Origin of the sequence: Vibrio sp. CUB2 (assembly GCF_001557945.1) — a bacterium.
GTDB classification, from domain to species: Bacteria; Pseudomonadota; Gammaproteobacteria; order Enterobacterales; family Vibrionaceae; genus Vibrio; species Vibrio owensii.
In genome coordinates this window covers 469,139-487,700 of record NZ_LNRB01000004.1, presented here as the reverse complement: position 1 = coordinate 487,700, position 18,562 = coordinate 469,139, and the positions used below count along the sequence as shown (strand labels likewise).

Here is an 18,562-nt window from a genome sequence, read left to right as displayed (position 1 = left end):
TTACTTACCGAAGTACTTGTTGTAGATTACGTCGTATTCGCCGTTCGCTTTCACTGTTTTCAGTGCCGTGTTCAGCTTGTTCACTAGCTCGTCGTTGCCTTTGTTTACTGCGATACCGAAACCGTTACCGAAGTATTTAGGATTAGTGACGTGCTCGCCAACGTACGCTAGGTTGTCTTCTTTCTTGAACCATTCTGCTACGACAGCTGTGTCACCGAATACAGAATCAATACGGCCATTCTTCATATCGATGAATGCGTCTTGGTAACTTGAGTAAGGAACCGCTGTTACGCCCGGCATTTGTTCAATTAGGTAGCTTTGGTGTGTTGAACCGTTTTGAACACCAACACGCTTACCTTCTAGTGCTTTTTGATCAGCTACTTTTTCTTTGATAGAAACAAACGCTGCTGAGTTGTCGTAGTAAGGGTCAGAAAAGTTCACTTGCTCCAAACGCGCGTCAGTAATATCCATTGCAGAGATAGCCGCATCGTAACGCTTGAATTTTAATGCAGGGATCAGGCTGTCAAAAGATTGGTTGTGGAAGGTACATTTTGCTTCCATTTCTTTACATAGTGCGTTCGCCAGATCCACATCAAAACCTTGAATTTGGTTGTTTTCATCCATGTATTCGAATGGTGCGTAAGTCGCTTCCATCGCGAATTTGATCTCTTCTTGTGCTGCTGCGTTCGCTGAGACAAGACCGATTAGTGAAGCTAGTAAAATCTTTTTCATTGCAATACTCCGTGTGTACTTAGTGGGCTGACACTCGCAATGACAGCCGAGCTTATCTGTTAAATAGACTGAACTTTAAAAACGTAATTTAGTGATTTAGGTAATCGGCAAACTGAGTGGTTTGCGGATTAACAAATGCGTCGTGCGTGCCGTGTTCTACGATGTGTCCTTGTTCTAGGTATAGAACATGGCTAGCGATTTTCTTGGCGAAATCCACCTCGTGGGTCACAACTACTTGTGTAATTCCGGTTTCGCTTAAATCATTAATGATTTTGACCACTTGGTTGGTGATTTCAGGGTCAAGCGCCGCGGTAGGCTCATCAAAAAGCAAGACTTCTGGTTTCATCATCAGCGCGCGGGCAATCGCCACACGTTGTTGCTGACCGCCAGAAAGTTGCATCGGCCATGCATCCGCTTTGTCTGCCAAATGCAGCATCGCGAGAATTTGCATTGCCTGCTTCTTCGCTTCTTCTTTATCCATGCCAGAGACTTTTACCGGAGCCTCAATCAGGTTCTCCATCACTGTCATGTGTGGCCATAGGTTGTACTGTTGGAACACCATGCCCACTTTACGACGAAGCGCTAAACCTTGCTTCTCTTTGATTTCAGTTGAAAAGTCGAATGCGTCATTAGCGATGTTTAACTGGCCGTTATCCGCCCCTTCAAGAAGGTTAAGAACACGTAGTAGAGAGCTCTTCCCTGCACCACTTGGACCGAGTAACACCAGCGTTTCACCGCTTTCACAATTAAAACTGACATCGTGTAGAACTTGGGTATCGCCGTAAGACTTATTGATACTTTTAACTTGAATACTCATGCTGCCATACTGCATTAATTGTCATCTGGAGCTTATACTAGCAAGAAAGAGATTTTATGCAATAAAAATGTATAAAAATTTAGATTGTTAATTTTTTGTATAAGAAACAACCAGCTCAGCAGAGTATATGACTGGTGCAATGAGTGTGGTTTTAACGGTATTTGTTGATCAAAAAAGCCCATAATTTCGATAGCTTAGAATTCCATTGGACACTTAAGCCAATGCTCTGCAGTACCATTAATTGAGAGCATCATTCCGAAAGACAGTAACTGGTTGTATAAGCATTTTCCCCTCTCATTTTGAGAAAGATCTCGCGTAGCTTTTCTTTACTTCTTCAAGGCTCAAAATTGAGACAAACAGGACTCATTTTGTAAAAAGCTGATTTGCTTAGCGTATCCGTCTTATAAAGAGTTTATCAAAAGAGAGATGTTCTAGTACTTTCTTGAATTGGTCTGACCGATCGCTAATACTTCCTCGTAATTTGACTCGCAATTTGAGTAATCGAAGTTTTTTGATTGGGACAACTCAATAATGAAGCCATATCGTTTTGCGCTGCTTGCGCTTGGTTCTTTGAACCTATTTTCGCCTACTACTTGGGCTGGTACTGCTGTCGTTTTACCGGGATTGCATGAGCAAGGTGTCGATTTACAAGACGCCCCGCTCTCTGCCGATGATGTGATCGATTGGGAAATTAACAACGCCGATATTGTGTTTGGTGCTTATTCAAACAAGGCTGACAACGAGCGTGTTCAAGCCATCGGTTATATGTACAACCAAAAGCTTGAGCTCAATGCGGGTTGGGTAGAAAACGATATTCGCAACGAGGCAGAGCTGAATGGGATTGATTACGAGGATTACTTTCTCCATTTTGCTGAAGACACAATCATCGCAGAGGTAGACTCTAGCCATGGTGAAAATACCTTACTCAATCGAAAACCGATGATCGTTGGCTATACCGCCAGCGCTGACCACGCCGGTTTTTGGCTATATCAACAACCACCATGGGATGCTGACGTATTCGGTCAGGCGAATAATGGTGGTGCGCTCTATGTTTATCACTCAGAGAAGTTCGACCGCTTAACCTTTAAGTTCTCTCAGTTTGCTCAAGGCGGCAGCTTCACGATTGAATACCCTTCTGCCATCGACTCTTTTGGTCAGGTAACAGAATGGAAAAGCTTCGCGATTAAAAAAGACAAAACTGAGAACATGACTAAAAACCAAACGGTAAACTGGTCTGTTCCTTCGGATTGGGTTCGCGCTACAACACACGATGGCAGCGGACAAACCTATGGTGGTGGTCAGTACTTTGGCTCCACTTTTTTACGCGATGGCGGGCGTCTTTACGTTGCGAAAATTACTTGGCATGACGAAAACATCGAGAATCGCCCTCGTCTAAAAGAAGTAAAGCTCAAAAACAGCTTCCAAACCGTTAAGTTGACCGACGCTCCAACGGCAACACCTGAAGGTCAAGCCATTCAACGCTGGCGCAAAATTCGTGGCTTCGACAAATCTGCGGATCTCAACCAAGACAATTATCTTTCTTGGAGTGAATACAAAAACCGTTCGAATAAGAATGCGACAGCACGATTTCGTTGGGAGTCACGTGTTATTCCATTTGGTCGTATGTGGAACCAAACCTCTTCTTGGGCGTTAACCTATCTCGGCAACCCCGACTTTGCCAACGCTATGCACCACTATTACCAAGCTGAATGGGCGAAGCAAGGCTTAAACGGTGCGTACAACGACGATACGAATAAGTTACTCGGAGCAAATCAGTTCTACGTTTATTCCGGTGGTACGGTGGATGAACTTGGTTTAGTCGCGGGTAGCCAAGCTGCTGACGATGCTTACAAAGCGCAATTCTCGGCTTTCTTAAACAAACTGGCGACGCTGGATGCGGATGCGTTAATTGGCCTCAACATAGGCACGGCAAACTTATTCGGCCGTAATGGACAAAACCACTTAGTTGAAGCTGGTTCTCTGTACTTACGCGAGCATTACCTTTTCCCTTCTACTGGCTTTAGTGGCTATGCTGGCTTAGCTAAGTTTTGGGATAACTCTGCACTCGCCAAAGCGGGTCAGAAAGTGATTTATCAAGCGACCACGCGTTATGGTCGAGTTCAATACTTTGGCAACACTGAAGATAACTGGCAGCAAGACCAATACTCTGCACTGGCAGCGTTTTACTTAAATCATCACCCTGAGCGCAACTACTTTAATCAGTGGAACAATGGTTACCTATATGGAAGTAATAACACCACAGGTGATAACTTCTGGAAGGCCGGCGTACCAAAGAATATTGCGTATCAGCCAAGTTCCTTACTTGCCGTTGATTTGGGCGAACCTGCCAATCAGCTCCCCGAGGACGCAGAGGCCATCCCACTGATGATGTCCACCAGCACGCCTTATCCAGCGGATTACACGGTTATTGGTGATTCGTCGATGAACGAAGTGGTACATGCAGATCTACCAGATGGCATTACTTACGTTTCTCCTACGTTCACCTACTTTGCGTATCGCTCTGAGAACAGTGTGGTGCCTCAAGGCCCTGCAGAGATGGTATTAGCACGTGAGTTTAGCAAAGGCAGAGTGTTGTACCGCACCGACTTTTTCGGCAAGAGCGCGGACTATTTCACTGCGCCTAAAATCACCATCACTTTAGACGAGCCAATGAGACCCGTAGACAAGGACGGCAACATCGGTGACTACGTTTCGCAAATCGAAATCGGTGGTTACCAAGGTCTGTTTTTGCTGTACTGATTAGGCTTGCCAAACATAGCGTTTACTTCCACTCTCTCCCAATCCAAATTGCTGATTTCGGCGTAAACGGGAGAGCGTGGGTTTAACGTTTTTATCTTCCGATTCTCTTCGTTTTCAACTTCACAGATAACGCCCTATTCTCTGAATCTTCATAAACCTTGTGTATATACTGAATCAAATGACAATGATAAGGGAATTCAGTCACATGAAGACAACACCGTCCGTTCTTTCCGTTTTGCTGCTGTCCGCTTTTTCTGCTCAATCTTATGCTAGTGAATGTGGTGAAATCACCATAGCGGATATGAACTGGAACTCGGCGAGTTTGATGGCGCACATCGACCAGTTCATTCTTAATGAAGGTTACCGATGCGATGCAGAACTCATCCCGGGTGATAGCGTACCGACCGGCACCTCAATGATTGAGAAAGGCCAACCGGATGTTGCTCCTGAGCTATGGACCAACGGAATTAAGGAAGCGTTAGACAAAGGCATTGCGGATAAGCGCTTGCGTATCGCTGGAGAATCTTTGGTCAATGGTGGCGAGGAAGGTTTTTGGGTTCCTTCTTATCTGGTGAAGCAGTATCCAGAATTAGCAACCATTGAAGGTGTGATTAAACACGCCAAGTTGTTTGAACACCCAGAAGATGATGAGAAATTCGCCTTCTACAGTTGCCCTGCTGGTTGGACGTGCCAAATCACTTCTGGTCACTTATTTGATGCTATGGAACTCGAGAAATACGGCTTCGATATGATTGACCCGGGTTCGGGCGCCGCGCTGGCTGGCACTATCGCGAAAGCTTATGAACGTGAGAAACCTTGGTTCGGGTATTACTGGTCACCGACGCCAGTATTAGGCAAGTATGACATGGTGAAAGTCGACTTCGGCAGCGGCACAGATGTGGAAGAATACCGCAACTGTACAACGCAACCTGAATGTGAATCTCCAAAAGTGACCATGTACCCACCTTCACCGGTTCATACCGTTACAACCGAAGCCTTTGCCAATAAAGAGCCACAAGCTTTCGCCTACTTGCAAAAACGCGGGTTCACCAATCAGCAGATGAGCCAGTTACTTGCATGGATGGAAGATAACCAAGCAGACGCAGAAGAAGCGATGTACTACTTCTTCGAAACCTACCCTGAACTATGGAAAACATGGGTATCGGCAGACGTGGCTGCGAAGGTAGAAAAAGCCATTTAACGCTTTACTCACTCCCCCTGTCAACGGCTCAAGAATAATGCTGTGATGACAGGGGGAGATTTAGCTTTTCTTTTAGTACTCGCCGCATTGCCCGATGCTCTGCACAGTCCGCGTGTCGTTTGTGATAAGCGATCTGAAACGTAAATTGGCCACTTGGAAACGGACTTTGAAAGTAACGAATGTTGAGAGCATCTCCCCACCTTTTCGCCACTGACAAAGGCACAACACCCAAACAGTCTCGCTGAGCTACGTTAGTCAGCACGCCAAGATAAGATGATGTCACCACTTCGATTTGATTCGCTTTAATCGTCACGTTTAACGCCGCTTCATGCTCAGTTTCCACACTCCAAGTGGATGAGAGAACACAATGCTTTTCGTTGTGAAACGCATCGATATCAAGCCTTTTACCAAGCCTTGGATGATTCGCTCGACCAATAATTACAAACGGTTCTTGATGAAGGTCTTCCACAATGATTGAAGTGGGTTTATTGCCAATGCTGCCGATAATGATGTCGGCTTTTCGGTGGTATAGGAAATCACACAGCTCACCAGTATCTTGTGTGGATTCATGAAAGATCACATTGTCGATAGGGCTTAGCCCCAATAAAGGCAAGTCACAGCAATAAGCTTTGAATAATTGCGGTTTCTTCATCGCATTATCAATGATACTCAGCGCTTTTCTCAGTTGTGGTAGTAGCTCTCGTGCCGTATGCGTCAACTCAATACTTCTCCCGCTTTTTACAAATAGCTTTTTATTGGAGGCCTGTTCCAATCGCCGAATCGATGCACTGACGGCAGGTTGTGTGACACCAAGTTGCTCAGCCGCTTTAGTGTAAGATTGACTCTCCGTTACGACGAGAAAGGTGTTGATTAGGTTCAAATCAATGGGCTTTGACATGAGCATTTGCTTCGCGTGTATTGAATTAAAACGAAAGCGAGCCACTGCCAAAAACAGTGACTCATTATTCGTTGGTTATTGCTAATTGGTTACCGGCTATTGGCAGCAAGAAACAGAACTACTGCTTACCTGTCCCTTTCACCAAGCGAGAATTCTTCAAGTAGTCGTTCACCACATAGTTTTGAATCGCTTGCTTAGACGTCGGCAAGTACATTCTTAATAACCCGCTCCAACCTTCTCTGACGGTTAAGTTGTTTGCTTGTCCTTCACAGTTAAAGCGGAATGTGTAAGTACCGTCCTCATTTGGCGTCATACGCTTGTTCGAAATCGCAAAATCATCATCTGCAATCCAGCCATCTTTGTCGTATACCGTCATGCTGAAGAATGCGTGACGATCGTACTGAAGCGGTGGCGGGTTAATGGTCAAAGAACTGCATTGCGTTTCCCCTTTGTTGCCCGGAATTTGTGGCAAGTACACCGCAGCATCAGAGGGTAAACCCGCCCATCCTGCCGAAGAGGCAATCACAAACGAGATCGGGTCAACTTGACCTTTGTTGCCAAAAATATCGAATGGTTTAGGGATAAACGGTCGTAGCTTTTGCACCGTCGCTCGCGCAGCCAATACTTCTTTTTCATCAAACCCTTTTGAGACGTAAGGGTGGCGAGTTTCAGAAGACAACTTAATGGCATTTTGGTAATCATGTGCTTTCTTCAAAGCCTTAGGATCGTGGTTATCCGCAGCCGCTACTCGCGTATTTAGGAATACATGAGTACCAGAGCTCAGCATATCTGGTGTCAAACGCAGTGTCTGACCCGGGTAGACTTCTGCAATCGTAAAGTGGTTCTCGTCGATCACCTGAACAATCGCATATTCATCATACTCAGGCATGGTAATGGTTGCCGATTTGGTGACGTCCAGTATTGCATGGCTGTACATCGTGTCTTCGTTTTCACGAATTACGAACTGGTGATCTTTGCTCGATGGGATGCGATTGTGCTTATAGGTATTAACTGGCACTTCTTTTTGCAAACGCGTCATATACCAATCTGTTTCTTTCGTTGGTTGATCGGCAAAATCAGTGACGACATTGTCCAAAGTTGCTTCTTTCGCTTGTAACCCTGTCGTAAACATCAAAGTAAGGGTCGATAACGCTAGTATCGTTTTATTCATAATGGTGGCTCCTAAATCTGAGGGTTTGATGAGTTATTGAGAAACCACTTTCGGTTCTGGCAACTGGTAGGATTCCGTTTGAGTAAGATCCGGTTTGTAGATTCGCATCATGACATCCCACCCTTTCGCCACTGGCATGGCATTCTTAGCGCCTTTAGGACAGTGACCGTAGCTCACCGTGAATGAGCCATCTTGGTTGTACTCGATGTTGTTTTTATTCAGTACCGCTTTATCGAAGGCGATATAACCTTGGTGGTTGTATAAGGTCAGAGAGTAGAAGCCATTCCCTTTTACTTTTGGTGCTTGGTAAGTGGCTTGAGAGCAGTTGTCTGGATTCGCAACCTCGCCAGAGCTGTAGTAAGAAAAGTATTGCGCTTCGGCATCAGGCAACATTCCCCAACCAATGGCGGTGCCGTACATATGCATGCGAGGATCCACCTCACCATGAGCGCCTTGCATGTTCTTTTGATTGCCCAGTTTAGCGCCTTCTTTTGTCAACGCATCACGGACAGAGACAAGTTGGGTCATATCGTAGTTCGGCATGATGTGCTCTTGGTGCGAGCCTGTGGTCACTTTGAGTTTATTCTGTATGGCTTTTACTCGAAGCAAATCAGCAGGGTCATTTGGGTCTATCTGCACACGAGCAACAATCATCGCAAAGTCAGTTTGGCTCTCAATGTCATGCGTTCCCGGCGTCGAGAAAACTTGGTCGATGTAGTGATCGTTTTGCACCACCATCACCGAGATGTAACGCTCGCCTGTGTCTGGAATGGTAATACTCCCGCCTTTCGACAAATCAGCCACATAACCCGAGTAAATGGTGTCGCGATTCATACGAACAACCGTTTGGTTATCCAAAGGTGTCAGACCTGGGAAGTGAAACCACTTGTTAGAACCAACCAGTTTAGTGATATTTTTGAACGCGAGATCAGATTCCGCAAACTCATAGTTTTTCTCAGTAACAGGGATGAGTGTTTCAGCCAATACATGGCTTGCACCCGTTAAGGCAAGCGTGGAGAGTGAAAGCGTTAATAGTTTCTTTTTCATGGAGAGCGTACTCATGTTAAGTGCTTTAGGTAGGAGTATTAAGGTTCCAATGTTTATCTGTTGACCAACCTTAACCTAAGCAATAACATTCCATAAGGGACTTATTTTCACCCCGCCAATTCCAAAAGAGAATCGACATGCTCAACGAAAAACTGTTTATTCATAAAGACTTAAACTTATTGCTGTTGTTGGTTACGCTCCACGAAGAGCAAAGTACAGCAAGAACTGCAGAGCGTTTGTTCGTCACCCAGTCGGCCGTGAGTAAAGGATTGAAGAAGCTTCGTGAGCAGCTTAATGATCCACTGTTTGTTCGCACGAGAGAGGGTTTTATACCAACAGATAAATGCGATGAATTGGTCTCACGAGTCACCCCGTTGCTGCTTGAGCTAGAGAGCATTTATGCTGATTCCAACCAAGTATCAACGCAGGCGTATTCGGGTGAAATCAGCATCGCGATAAGCTCAGCAATGTACTATGCCCTTGCCGATGACGTGTATTTGCAACTAAAACAGGACTTTCCCAACGCCACGGTTCGATTGGTCAATTGGTCGGAATCCACGGAACAACAATTACTCAATACCAAAATTCAGGTTGGCATCAATTATTATCCGATAGATGTTTCTAAGGACTTAGTTCACCAATCTGTTTTACCTGCCGACTTTCGTTTAATCGCCCGAAAGTCTCACCCTCTTTGCGATAAGTCTGTCACTCTGGAAGAAATCTCCCAGTATCCACTCGTGGTATCCATCATTCCTAACTTTACGGCCAAGAACAGTAAAATTGAGCACACGCTTCGTAAGTTCAAACTTAGCTCGAACATTATTCTGCGCAGCGACAACGCCAACCTCTGCCTGACAACGCTCAAGCATTCCGATGCGTTAATGCCCGTTAATCATTTGTTTGCCCAAAAAGCATCGACAGAACACACGACGATCAACACCAAATTCGATATGAACAGCTATCTTCCATCCATGAAGATTGGTCTTTTTTACTCAAATCAATTTGCTGCCAGTCAGTTGGGGAAACTGATTCAAGCTTCGTTAGTGAATGCTCTAAACGCGGCACAATCGAATAAACACCAAGTCAATTCCTGAGCAATCAGCGCTTTCCCTGTGCGCCATTATCAAATCATTTTTGACAGTGACTCAAAGACAGCGCTGTTTATCCCTCTTCACCACAAGCCTACTATTTCCGTCACAAAGCAGTGCATGACTCCCCTTCGCACTGCTCCAGAATAAGGATTTCAGTATGACTGGTACTCACGCGTCAAAAACGATAAAACTTGGTGTCACTAACCTCTCTTTCCACCGCGTTACCGCTTCTCTTGTTAGCCACGTGCTCAATGATATGGGCTTTGAGGTTGAGCGCGTTTATTCACCCCATGAAGAGAACTTTTCAAAACTCAAATCCGGTGAAATCGATATGCTTTCTTCGGCTTGGTTACCATCAAGTCACGGCATTTACAAAGCATCGGTAGAAGAAGTACAACCCTTGCTAGAACTGGGCTTACACTACGAACCATACGCACTTTGGGGTGTGCCAGATTACGTGCCTGAAGATCTGGTATCAGAAGTGAGCGACCTGACGAAACCAGAAGTCGTAGAGAAGATGAAATCGGATATTCAAGGCATCAACCCTGGAGCGGGCATTACGCGCTTTTCGATTAAGATGATGGACGAATACGCTCTGACCGAAGCAGGTTACCGTTTCCATACGGGGACGGAAGAAGATTGCTTTACTGCATTTGAGAAGGCGGTAGAGAACAAACAATGGGTTGTCGTGCCACTTTGGAAGCCTCAGTTTCTTCACTATAAGTACGCAATTCGAGAAATCGCAGAACCAAGAGGTTTGCTGGGTATTGTCGATAAAGCCGTTTTGCTATTGCGCCAAGACAAATCAGATAAATTTACTCAAGAAGAGTTGAATAGACTGGACGCGCTACGTTTCTCAAACGACATCATTGCGGAATTGGATTACAAAATCAGTGGTGAAGGACGAGAGTTAGACGCGGTGACACGTGAGTGGTTAGACAACCAACGCTAACAAGCTCTACGCGATTTATAGTGCTTTGCCTTGCTTACATTATCACATTACTACATTGCTAAATTGCATGGCAAAGCACGTTAGGTTAGTACATGGTGTTCCCGTTTGCTGACTCTTTCGGGATTTCTTGCAATGCATCCCAATGCTCGACAATCTTACCGTTTAGATCAAAGCGGAAGAAATCCATCGTCACGTATTCCACGTCATCAGGCCATGTTTGGTGCGTATGTAGCGCCACTAAATTGCCCTCTGCGACTGCGCGAACAAACGTAATGTCTTTCTCTGGGTACTCTTCCTGCATTCTCTCGAAGTAAGCGATAAAAGGATCAGGACCATTACCCACCAACGGGTTGTGCTGAATATACTCGTCCCCTACGTAAAGCTCGACCGCTTTTCTTGGGTTTCCTCGATATGCCATCTCATAGAAAGCAATGGCATTACGTTTGTTCTCTTCAATGTCGATTTGCAAGGTGCTCATGGGTTTCTCCTATTCAACTCGCGATCATCTACAAAGCGTAGTCGAGAATCAAAGCGCGGAGCATTTCCCTCGTAACGAATAAACAAAAATGCCGCACTGTGTCATGCGGCATTTAGAGTTTGATGAGAAGTAATCTTTACGATCAGTTGGTTGTTTTTTCAAATCTCGCAACAAGGCTAGTTTGGTCGAAATTGCGATAACCTCGCACCATAATGCTGAACGTTCCTGCGGGTTTATTTAGAACACATTGTTCATTGCTCCCATTTTGGAATGGACGACAATCAAAGTTACTGATTGACACTTGATCGTTGTATTTCACAAAGAGATCCGCATCGCCACTTCTTGGCCCAGACAAGGAAATGGTCACCTTACCCTCCTCTTGAGTTTCAAAACTAAAGAACTGCTCCTCTCCATAGCCTGCTCGTAAATTTTCAACGGGCTCACCATCTTGTAAGGGTGTCACGCCAGTCGTGCTGTCCATGCTTGATTCAATCAAATAGGCGATAGCAAGCTTTGCAAAGTTACTGGCATGCGAGGCGGTCGGGTCTGAATTTTCCAACGTATCAAATTGGGTATGAATATTCGGGTTGTAGTCTTCAAACAAACTTTCGAATGGCATGGCCGCCGGATAGCCAGCATTGTGCCAAGAGGCATGGTCAGAACATGCATAGCCACAGCGATCAAACTGGTAGGTGATTTCAGGCGTGTACACATCAATCAACTCAGACAAAAATGCCGTCAGGTTGCTATCGGTATAGTCGGTAATAAACGTAATATCATGCGCAGACCCGCTGTAATTGGTCATGTCTAATTGCAACACGGATAGCACGTTGGCTTTTTCGTCCTTCAGCATTTCAACGATGTCTTGCGAGCCTCTCAGCCCAACTTCTTCTGCGGCATAGCCATAGAATTTGATGGTTCTGTCTGGCTGGATACCGCTGGCAATCATTAAGCGAAGTGACTCAGTCACCGTTGCAATACCAGAAGCATCGTCATCGGCACCCGGAGATATGGTTCCCTCTTCTGTCCATGCGCCAGCAGTAGAGTCTAGGTGTCCACCCACGACAACAATTTCTTCGGGATATCTCGCACCCAGCAACGTCACTTCTACCGACTTTTGTGGGTAGCCGCGATGGGAAATTTGTTCCGCAGAAGCATAAGACACTCCTTCTATTTCTTGGTTCCAACGCGCCAGTAACCAATCAGAGGCTTCAACACCCGTAGCGGTGGTATAAAAACGATTGGTAAATGACGTCATGCCTTCTATGGTCTTCACCAAGTTCGTCGGCTCTACTTGATTGATGAGCGCTTCAACCGTGTCATGATGGCTGATCATCGGTTTGTTAAACGTCTTCAATGTGGTTGGCATGGTTGCGGCTTTCAATGCACTGGCTTTGTCCGGGTGCACCATATACCCACCACAGCGATGTTTTTCATGATGCATGTGGCTGGATAGCGTCGCTAACTGATCTGGCGATATTTTCGCGACCACGGCGGGACGAGCACCAAAGAAATCAGAATAAACCGTGGCTCCGTGTTTGGTAATCAGATCCAACGCATCCGCATCGGTGGTGATCCAAACTTGTTCTTGCTCGGTCAATTCATTGGCTACAACACTGCTGTTCAACGTACTGCTCAACAATGCCAATGCTAAAAGACTCTTTTTCATGTTGGTATTTTCCTTTACTAACCTTACTGACGAAAAAAGGGCTCCGTCTGGAGCCCTTTGCTATTGTGTTGTTATTTGTTTGGTTTGATGAATCGGTAACGCTTGGTTTCAGAACATACGTTGCCCGAAGTACACACTTGGTATTCCACGTCGATAGTGCCGTTGTGCTCAAACTGGTCGACGTAAGACTTAAAGTCTGTTGCACCAACGTTCTTACCGTTACGTTTAACAATGAAGTAATCGTTGGTGTCGTACTTCCAAGACAACTTCACGCGAGCCTTACCATTCGGGAACTTGTTACCGAAGTTGAGTTTCAGCGGGAACGCATCTGTTTGGCCTTCTTCAATCGTCACAGTTTGTGTGGTTGACGTGGCACTGCCTGCATCGTCCGTTACGGTTAACGTCACCGCATAATCACCTGCTGCGGCATAAGTGTGCGTCACCATTTCGCCAGTTTGCGAACTGCCGTCACCTAGGTTCCATTGGTAAGAAACAATGCTGCCGTCGCTATCGCTACTGGTGCTGCGAAGTGTCACAGTCTTACCAGAGACAGACTGATCAAACGCGGCGACTGGAGGAAGGTTTGCACTGCTATCGTCGTACGTTGCCGTCAGTTCCGCGTTGTCATACTCAGCGTAACCAAATACGTTCACCGTGTAGCGACCCTGCTCTGGGTTCTCAATCACACACACTTCATCGCTAACGGACAAGCTTGAACAAATATTTTCAGTTGAAGAAGGTGCGTAATCGAAGCCTACGTAAATATCTGGATCACCATTTGGCACGGTTAGGTTTATTGTAAGCTGCGGTTGGCCTTCTGGGACTTCGATATCAAAATAGGTTTTCGACCCTGTAGCTCCATTTACTGTGACTGATTGGCCGTTTTCAAGACGCTGATATTCTGGCTCTGGCGGCAGCGGTGGCTCTGCACATGGCTCGACACCGACAACTGCAAATGCATCCACAACCGCAGAGGCGTCATATCCTAGGTCGTTGGCTGCGTTCTTCACACCACATGCGCCTTGCCAAAAATCACTGTCTTGTGACCAGTAAATTTGGTTCGCGAGCACAAACAGTTCAAACGCCTTTTTGGTATCCCAACCGGATGTCGTTGCTAAGTGATAGAAGGCTTTATTGAAAACACCCGAGCTGTAATGCACATTCAAGCCATCATAGTAGTCTTGTGCATGGTTGATAGAAGAACCATCTCGTGAAGGATCATCCATATAACGCAATGCCCCTTCCTCTTTGAAGATGTCTTTGCCAACCATCCAGTCATTCTCACCTTTCATGTAGAACTCTGCGGCTTCACCTGCAATATCCGAGAAAGCTTCGTTCATACCACCAGATTGGTTTGCGTACACTAGCCCCGAGTTTTGCTCGGTAAAGCCGTGGCTCACTTCGTGGGCTGAAACATCCAGACTGACCAATGGGTAGAAATAACTCTCACCGTCACCAAACGTCATCGCTTGGCCGTCCCAGAAGGCGTTTTCATAACCTGTGCCGTAGTGAACACGCATCATTAACTTGAAAGTGAGTGGCGCAGTATCGAACCAGTTTTTGTACATGTCGAATACGATATTGCCAAAGTAATGAGCATCGTTCAGTGGAGAGTAAGCACCATTAATTTCTTGAAATTCATTGCGAGGACACTCGTAGCTGTAAGGTGTAGAACCGTCAGTGGCACCATTTAGGTTAACCGTGATGACGTTCTCCGACTCCATCACACAATTGTTGCCATCTTCTTGTACGTCGAGGTAATGGTAGTCAGTGCCGTATTCATACATGCCTGTTTTTTCATTACCACCAGGACCAGTACCGATTTGCGCATGAGCAATCCCTTCCCAACGGTCGATAACTTCGCCACTGTGCGCATCTAACATGGTAAATGGGCGAGAAGGTTGAAGGCTGTTTGCTAGTAGATAAGAAACCACGTAAACCAATCGTGTTTGTTTGCCATCTTGATAAATGAATAACTCATCCTCGACATTTCTTAGAAACTTACCTGCGATGCCTTTATTCTCAAGGTTCTTTGACGCAACCTTTAACGCTTCTGCTCGGTTCAGCTTAGGTTTTACAAAGCTTCGATCTAAGTCGTTTACGCGCAAGTAATTCCCTTGCACGGCCTTTAAAGCGCCGCCTTTAAAGCTTTGGGTCGCGTTCAGTGAATGTCCCCAAACAGGAATACCCCAGACATTTTGCTGAATCTTTACCTTATAAACACCGCGCTTTTTAAGGTGAATGCTCTTAACCTGTTTAAAGCTCGATGCATTATTAACACCCAATTGTGAATTAAGCCCAGAGAAGTTGGTAAAGTTGACTGGCTTATTCAATGTCACTGATTCACCGGCATGAACTGACATCGTCATAACACCTGCAACAGCGATAGCTATCAGACGTTTCTTGATTTTCATTTATCTATCTCCTTGATGTGTTCGCGTCGAATCTATCAGAAAAAAACACACCGGAGTCGATAATTAAGATCAATAAAATAGTTGTGATACATCAATTAAATAAACTTATGAAACTGGTAAAAATGAAAATTACAAATTTATTTCAATGACCTTTTTAGGAAAGAAGATCTCATTTATAAAATCGAGAAATGCTATTTTTATCACTAGATATTTTTGTTTAAAAATATTGTTTGTTTTATCTAATTATAAATACACCATGCCACTAAGACTAAATGAGTAGATGAAAATAATGAGGATTAACCCTAAGTCGGACAAGGAATTTAGCATAATTAACTTTATGATTTCAAATATAACAATCAAAATTCAAATATTGCACTTTAACTTAGAATGAATGCCATCCCAATTGAATAAACGCCTATAAAGCAAGAGCTTTAACAGCACTGGAGCCTATTTAACTCAAAGGACCAAGTAATACTATAGTTTATACCACACACCAAATCCCACATTAAAATAAAGGATATATTCCAAAAACAATGACACATAGAATATAAAGGCATTAATTATGAATAGATAAATTACAAATGAGATGATAATAAACAACGTTTTAAACAATAGGTAGCAGAATAAATTTGGCGAGACCAATAAAAACAACGCTCATATTTATTGGTTAGAACAAAAACAAACAAATCGAATGTAATAATAGTGAGTCAAAAACGTTATATTTAATATTATAAATGAGGTGAGAGACACATAAACCAGAGAGCAAGGTTAGGCAAATAAAAAAGGCTACCCTTGGGCAGCCTCACACTTTTATTCGTTAATGTATCAGTATCAGGCTAATTCGCCAGCACCTTGCACCGAACGTTCACTGTTCTCAACAAGGAAAACCGTGGCAGTTTGTTTAAGCGCGTTCCATTCTGCGTCCTCGACAAAGATGCCCTCTTCCCATGATGTTTTCTGCGCACGGCTCAGCTCTTCACCATCAATATGAATTGCGTAACCTTGTGAACTCGCTTCGATATCAAAATCGGTTACGGCGAGCTCTATCGACATACTGTGATAATCGGTACTGTTGTCTTCAATCTGATCAGAAAAGAATACCTCTGGTGCAATCCGCCCACGGTTTAACACATACAAGGTTCGCTTTGGGCTAGTGCCATTAACCCACTGAGCACGGCATGCAATGCCTTTGGCAGAGAGCCTAACTAGCTCACTAAATGCTAGCCAACGATTGTGGCATTGTTTCAGTGTGATGGTAACGCTCTTGCTGCTGACCATTTTTTCAAGCGCAAAATCCAACACCGCAGGTAAATGACAGGCAATACTGCCATTGTGTAGCTCGACTTCGATATGAGAGTCGGTGTTACTCGTAATGCTAACCGCACAATCTGAATCTAAGTTGAGAAACAGGCTGGCGTTGTTGAAGTGACGCACCCCGTGCAAACCCACCATTTGCAGATCCGCAACCATATTGGCAATCACATCAGCTTCACCGCAATGACGGCGCATACCAAGAAAAGCTTTGTTTACTGCTGCTACCAGCTCGTTATGCGAGACGATCATAATGCAAAACCTCCACTGATTTTTTGATTGTCGCTTTGCGCGATTTCTTCACGCTCTGGCATGGTTGGAAAAATCCACGTATCGCTGAAACGCGGGTCCTGAATCTCATCAAGCAAAGGTGCGCCTTGGAAGAAGGTCACGCGCACCCATCGGTCTGAACGTGGATCAAACTTGGTTGCCCCAAAGATAGCCAACTTACAACGCAGTAGATGCATTGGCAGTGCGTCTTCACGTAGCACGTTCATCTGGATATCACCCATTTCTCGGTTGCCTAGCGTCCATACACGACGAGTGATTGCACGATACTGTGGATGCTGCAGTAAGAACTCCGCCAACGATGTTTCTAGTTGGCACGTTTGTAGCGCTTGGTAAAGGCGGTTCACTTGTCGCCCTATATCGAGTGGCAACTCACGTTCTTCACCGATTTCTTCCCCGCGAATGCCTAGCCTTGGTTCTTCTTTGTCTTGCGAGCGATACCAGAACCAATAGTTGTTCTCCGGTAACGTGTAGTCGGCATCGATTGACCAACGGTATTTACTCTCTAGTATTTGCAACACATCTTGAACGCTTTTTCCGTTAGGAATAGAGAGTGATTCATCGGTGTTCATTTGGTTTTCAAATTCATCAACCAAAGATGGGTAAAGCTCGATCAAACATGAAGTTAGGATTTCTTGGGCTTCCAAACTCATTGTTGTGGTTTGTTTGATCAAGCTTGCCCAATTCGAGTGCTCTGCCATCAAAGCATTTAAGTTAATTTGTAGCGCTTGGAGATCAGCAATAGCTTGATGGTTAAGTTGATCTTGATGTTCATTGATTGTTATTACTTGCTCTAAGTGTCGCTGTGCTTTTTTAAGCAGGGCTTTTAATGGTTGCTCTAGCTCGCTAGGTTCACATGGCATAGCAAGCACGTTGGCAATCGCACGTTCACGTGATGTCATCCATTGGTCGACGATACATGGATGGTTGATTAAATATGGTGCCATACCTAACCCAGTTGCATTCCCCACACCAAGATAGCGCTGCAAACCTTTGTGAAGTGCAATGGCGTTATCTCCCCCCTTTTGCGCAGCAAGGTAATGAACCCAATCTAAGCTGAATTCACGCAGCATATAAACGGCACACATCTGTGCACTAAATGACTGGTTGAAATCAGGGTTGTTCTCTAGCAGTTTAAAATCGGCAATGCCAAATTTACCGTTACCATAAACGGCGGTGGTTCTTAGGATGTAACCCACTTCAGCAAGCTCAGAAGGCTCTGGCTGCTCACCTTTAGAAAGCGCATTTACAATGTGCTCAAACACACGAACGCTCTTATTCGCACGAGCAAGAACAAGCACGTTGTTTGGATTACGTCCCGCTTCTTGCAAAGGCACATTGGCTCGAAGTTGCTCTAACAGTTCAACATTAACCTCGCCTTTGACCAACGCAAAAGTCACGTCCCATTTCTCAGCAATGACTCGGTCGTTACGCTCTTCATCAGCAATTTCATCGCAAAACACAACCAAGTGATAAACGTGTTCCGGCGTCGCTAATTTGTAAATCACATAACCAAAACCGCGTGGACACAATTGCCACTCATGTTTGCTCACTTGCCATTCCTGACTCGCCATTTTTCGGATCAAGCTTCGCACAAAGCTGATTCGATTTTGGTGCATAGCCCCTAGCCTGTCTGGTGCCATCACAATTGCAGCGTTGCGAAGTGTTGTTTCAGTGTAAGTAGAACGATGTGCATCCATTTTGCTCACCACTTATTTTTATTGTAAGAATAA

General features: G+C 45.0%; 14 protein-coding genes. 4 read left to right on the top strand and 10 right to left on the bottom strand.

What is annotated here, in order from left to right; translation table 11 throughout:
* Window positions 1-732, bottom strand: a complete 732-nt coding sequence (locus ATB78_RS09115) for an arginine ABC transporter substrate-binding protein (protein WP_005443853.1) — start codon at window positions 730-732, stop codon at window positions 1-3.
* 88 nt (window positions 733-820) lie between these two features.
* Window positions 821-1,549 (bottom strand): arginine ABC transporter ATP-binding protein ArtP, encoded by a 729-nt coding sequence (gene artP, locus ATB78_RS09110; RefSeq protein WP_155647779.1) that lies wholly within the window; start codon window positions 1,547-1,549, stop codon window positions 821-823.
* A gap of 531 nt (window positions 1,550-2,080) precedes the next feature.
* On the opposite strand from artP, the gene ATB78_RS09105 reads away from it, so the two are divergent.
* Window positions 2,081-4,309: a hypothetical protein gene (locus tag ATB78_RS09105; protein WP_061008457.1), complete on the top strand. Its 2,229-nt coding sequence runs from the start codon at window positions 2,081-2,083 to the stop codon at window positions 4,307-4,309.
* A 205-nt stretch (window positions 4,310-4,514) separates the two neighbouring features.
* The gene (locus ATB78_RS09100) at window positions 4,515-5,510 is read left to right on the top strand and encodes an ABC transporter substrate-binding protein (RefSeq protein ID WP_061008456.1); all 996 of its coding nucleotides are present in this window, start codon (window positions 4,515-4,517) and stop codon (window positions 5,508-5,510) included.
* 28 nt (window positions 5,511-5,538) lie between these two features.
* Here ATB78_RS09100 and ATB78_RS09095 read toward each other — a convergent pair whose 3' ends face one another.
* From ATB78_RS09095 to ATB78_RS09085, 3 genes are all read right to left on the bottom strand, one after another.
* Window positions 5,539-6,408 (bottom strand): LysR family transcriptional regulator, encoded by an 870-nt coding sequence (locus tag ATB78_RS09095; RefSeq protein ID WP_240537378.1) that lies wholly within the window; start codon window positions 6,406-6,408, stop codon window positions 5,539-5,541.
* Between the two features lie 118 nt (window positions 6,409-6,526).
* Window positions 6,527-7,579 (bottom strand): DUF1254 domain-containing protein, encoded by a 1,053-nt coding sequence (locus ATB78_RS09090; protein WP_061008454.1) that lies wholly within the window; start codon window positions 7,577-7,579, stop codon window positions 6,527-6,529.
* Window positions 7,580-7,612: 33 nt separating this feature from the next.
* The gene (locus tag ATB78_RS09085; RefSeq protein ID WP_061008453.1) at window positions 7,613-8,626 is read right to left on the bottom strand and encodes a DUF1254 domain-containing protein; all 1,014 of its coding nucleotides are present in this window, start codon (window positions 8,624-8,626) and stop codon (window positions 7,613-7,615) included.
* A 137-nt stretch (window positions 8,627-8,763) separates the two neighbouring features.
* Here ATB78_RS09085 and ATB78_RS09080 point away from each other — a divergent pair, with 137 nt between their 5' ends.
* Entirely contained in the window at window positions 8,764-9,720 is a 957-nt protein-coding gene (locus tag ATB78_RS09080) for a LysR family transcriptional regulator (RefSeq protein ID WP_061008452.1), read from the top strand.
* Between the two features lie 154 nt (window positions 9,721-9,874).
* Complete coding sequence (locus ATB78_RS09075; protein ID WP_061008451.1) at window positions 9,875-10,669, top strand: glycine betaine ABC transporter substrate-binding protein; 795 nt, start codon at window positions 9,875-9,877, stop codon at window positions 10,667-10,669.
* 85 nt (window positions 10,670-10,754) lie between these two features.
* Here ATB78_RS09075 and ATB78_RS09070 read toward each other — a convergent pair whose 3' ends face one another.
* The 5 genes from ATB78_RS09070 to ATB78_RS09050 all read right to left on the bottom strand — a co-directional run bounded on the left by ATB78_RS09070 (window position 10,755) and on the right by ATB78_RS09050 (window position 18,529).
* Window positions 10,755-11,147 (bottom strand): nuclear transport factor 2 family protein, encoded by a 393-nt coding sequence (locus ATB78_RS09070; RefSeq protein ID WP_005443841.1) that lies wholly within the window; start codon window positions 11,145-11,147, stop codon window positions 10,755-10,757.
* A 142-nt stretch (window positions 11,148-11,289) separates the two neighbouring features.
* On the bottom strand, window positions 11,290-12,816 hold the full coding sequence (locus tag ATB78_RS09065; protein WP_061008450.1) for a M28 family metallopeptidase: 1,527 nt from the start codon (window positions 12,814-12,816) through the stop codon (window positions 11,290-11,292).
* 71 nt (window positions 12,817-12,887) lie between these two features.
* Window positions 12,888-15,230 (bottom strand): M4 family metallopeptidase, encoded by a 2,343-nt coding sequence (locus tag ATB78_RS09060; RefSeq protein WP_061008449.1) that lies wholly within the window; start codon window positions 15,228-15,230, stop codon window positions 12,888-12,890.
* Between the two features lie 831 nt (window positions 15,231-16,061).
* Window positions 16,062-16,793 (bottom strand): DUF3726 domain-containing protein, encoded by a 732-nt coding sequence (locus tag ATB78_RS09055; protein WP_061008448.1) that lies wholly within the window; start codon window positions 16,791-16,793, stop codon window positions 16,062-16,064.
* Window positions 16,790-18,529, bottom strand: coding sequence for a hypothetical protein (locus tag ATB78_RS09050; protein WP_061008447.1), 1,740 nt, complete (start codon window positions 18,527-18,529; stop codon window positions 16,790-16,792). The genes ATB78_RS09055 and ATB78_RS09050 overlap by 4 nt, the downstream gene beginning before the upstream one ends.
* Window positions 18,530-18,562 lie beyond the last annotated feature (33 nt).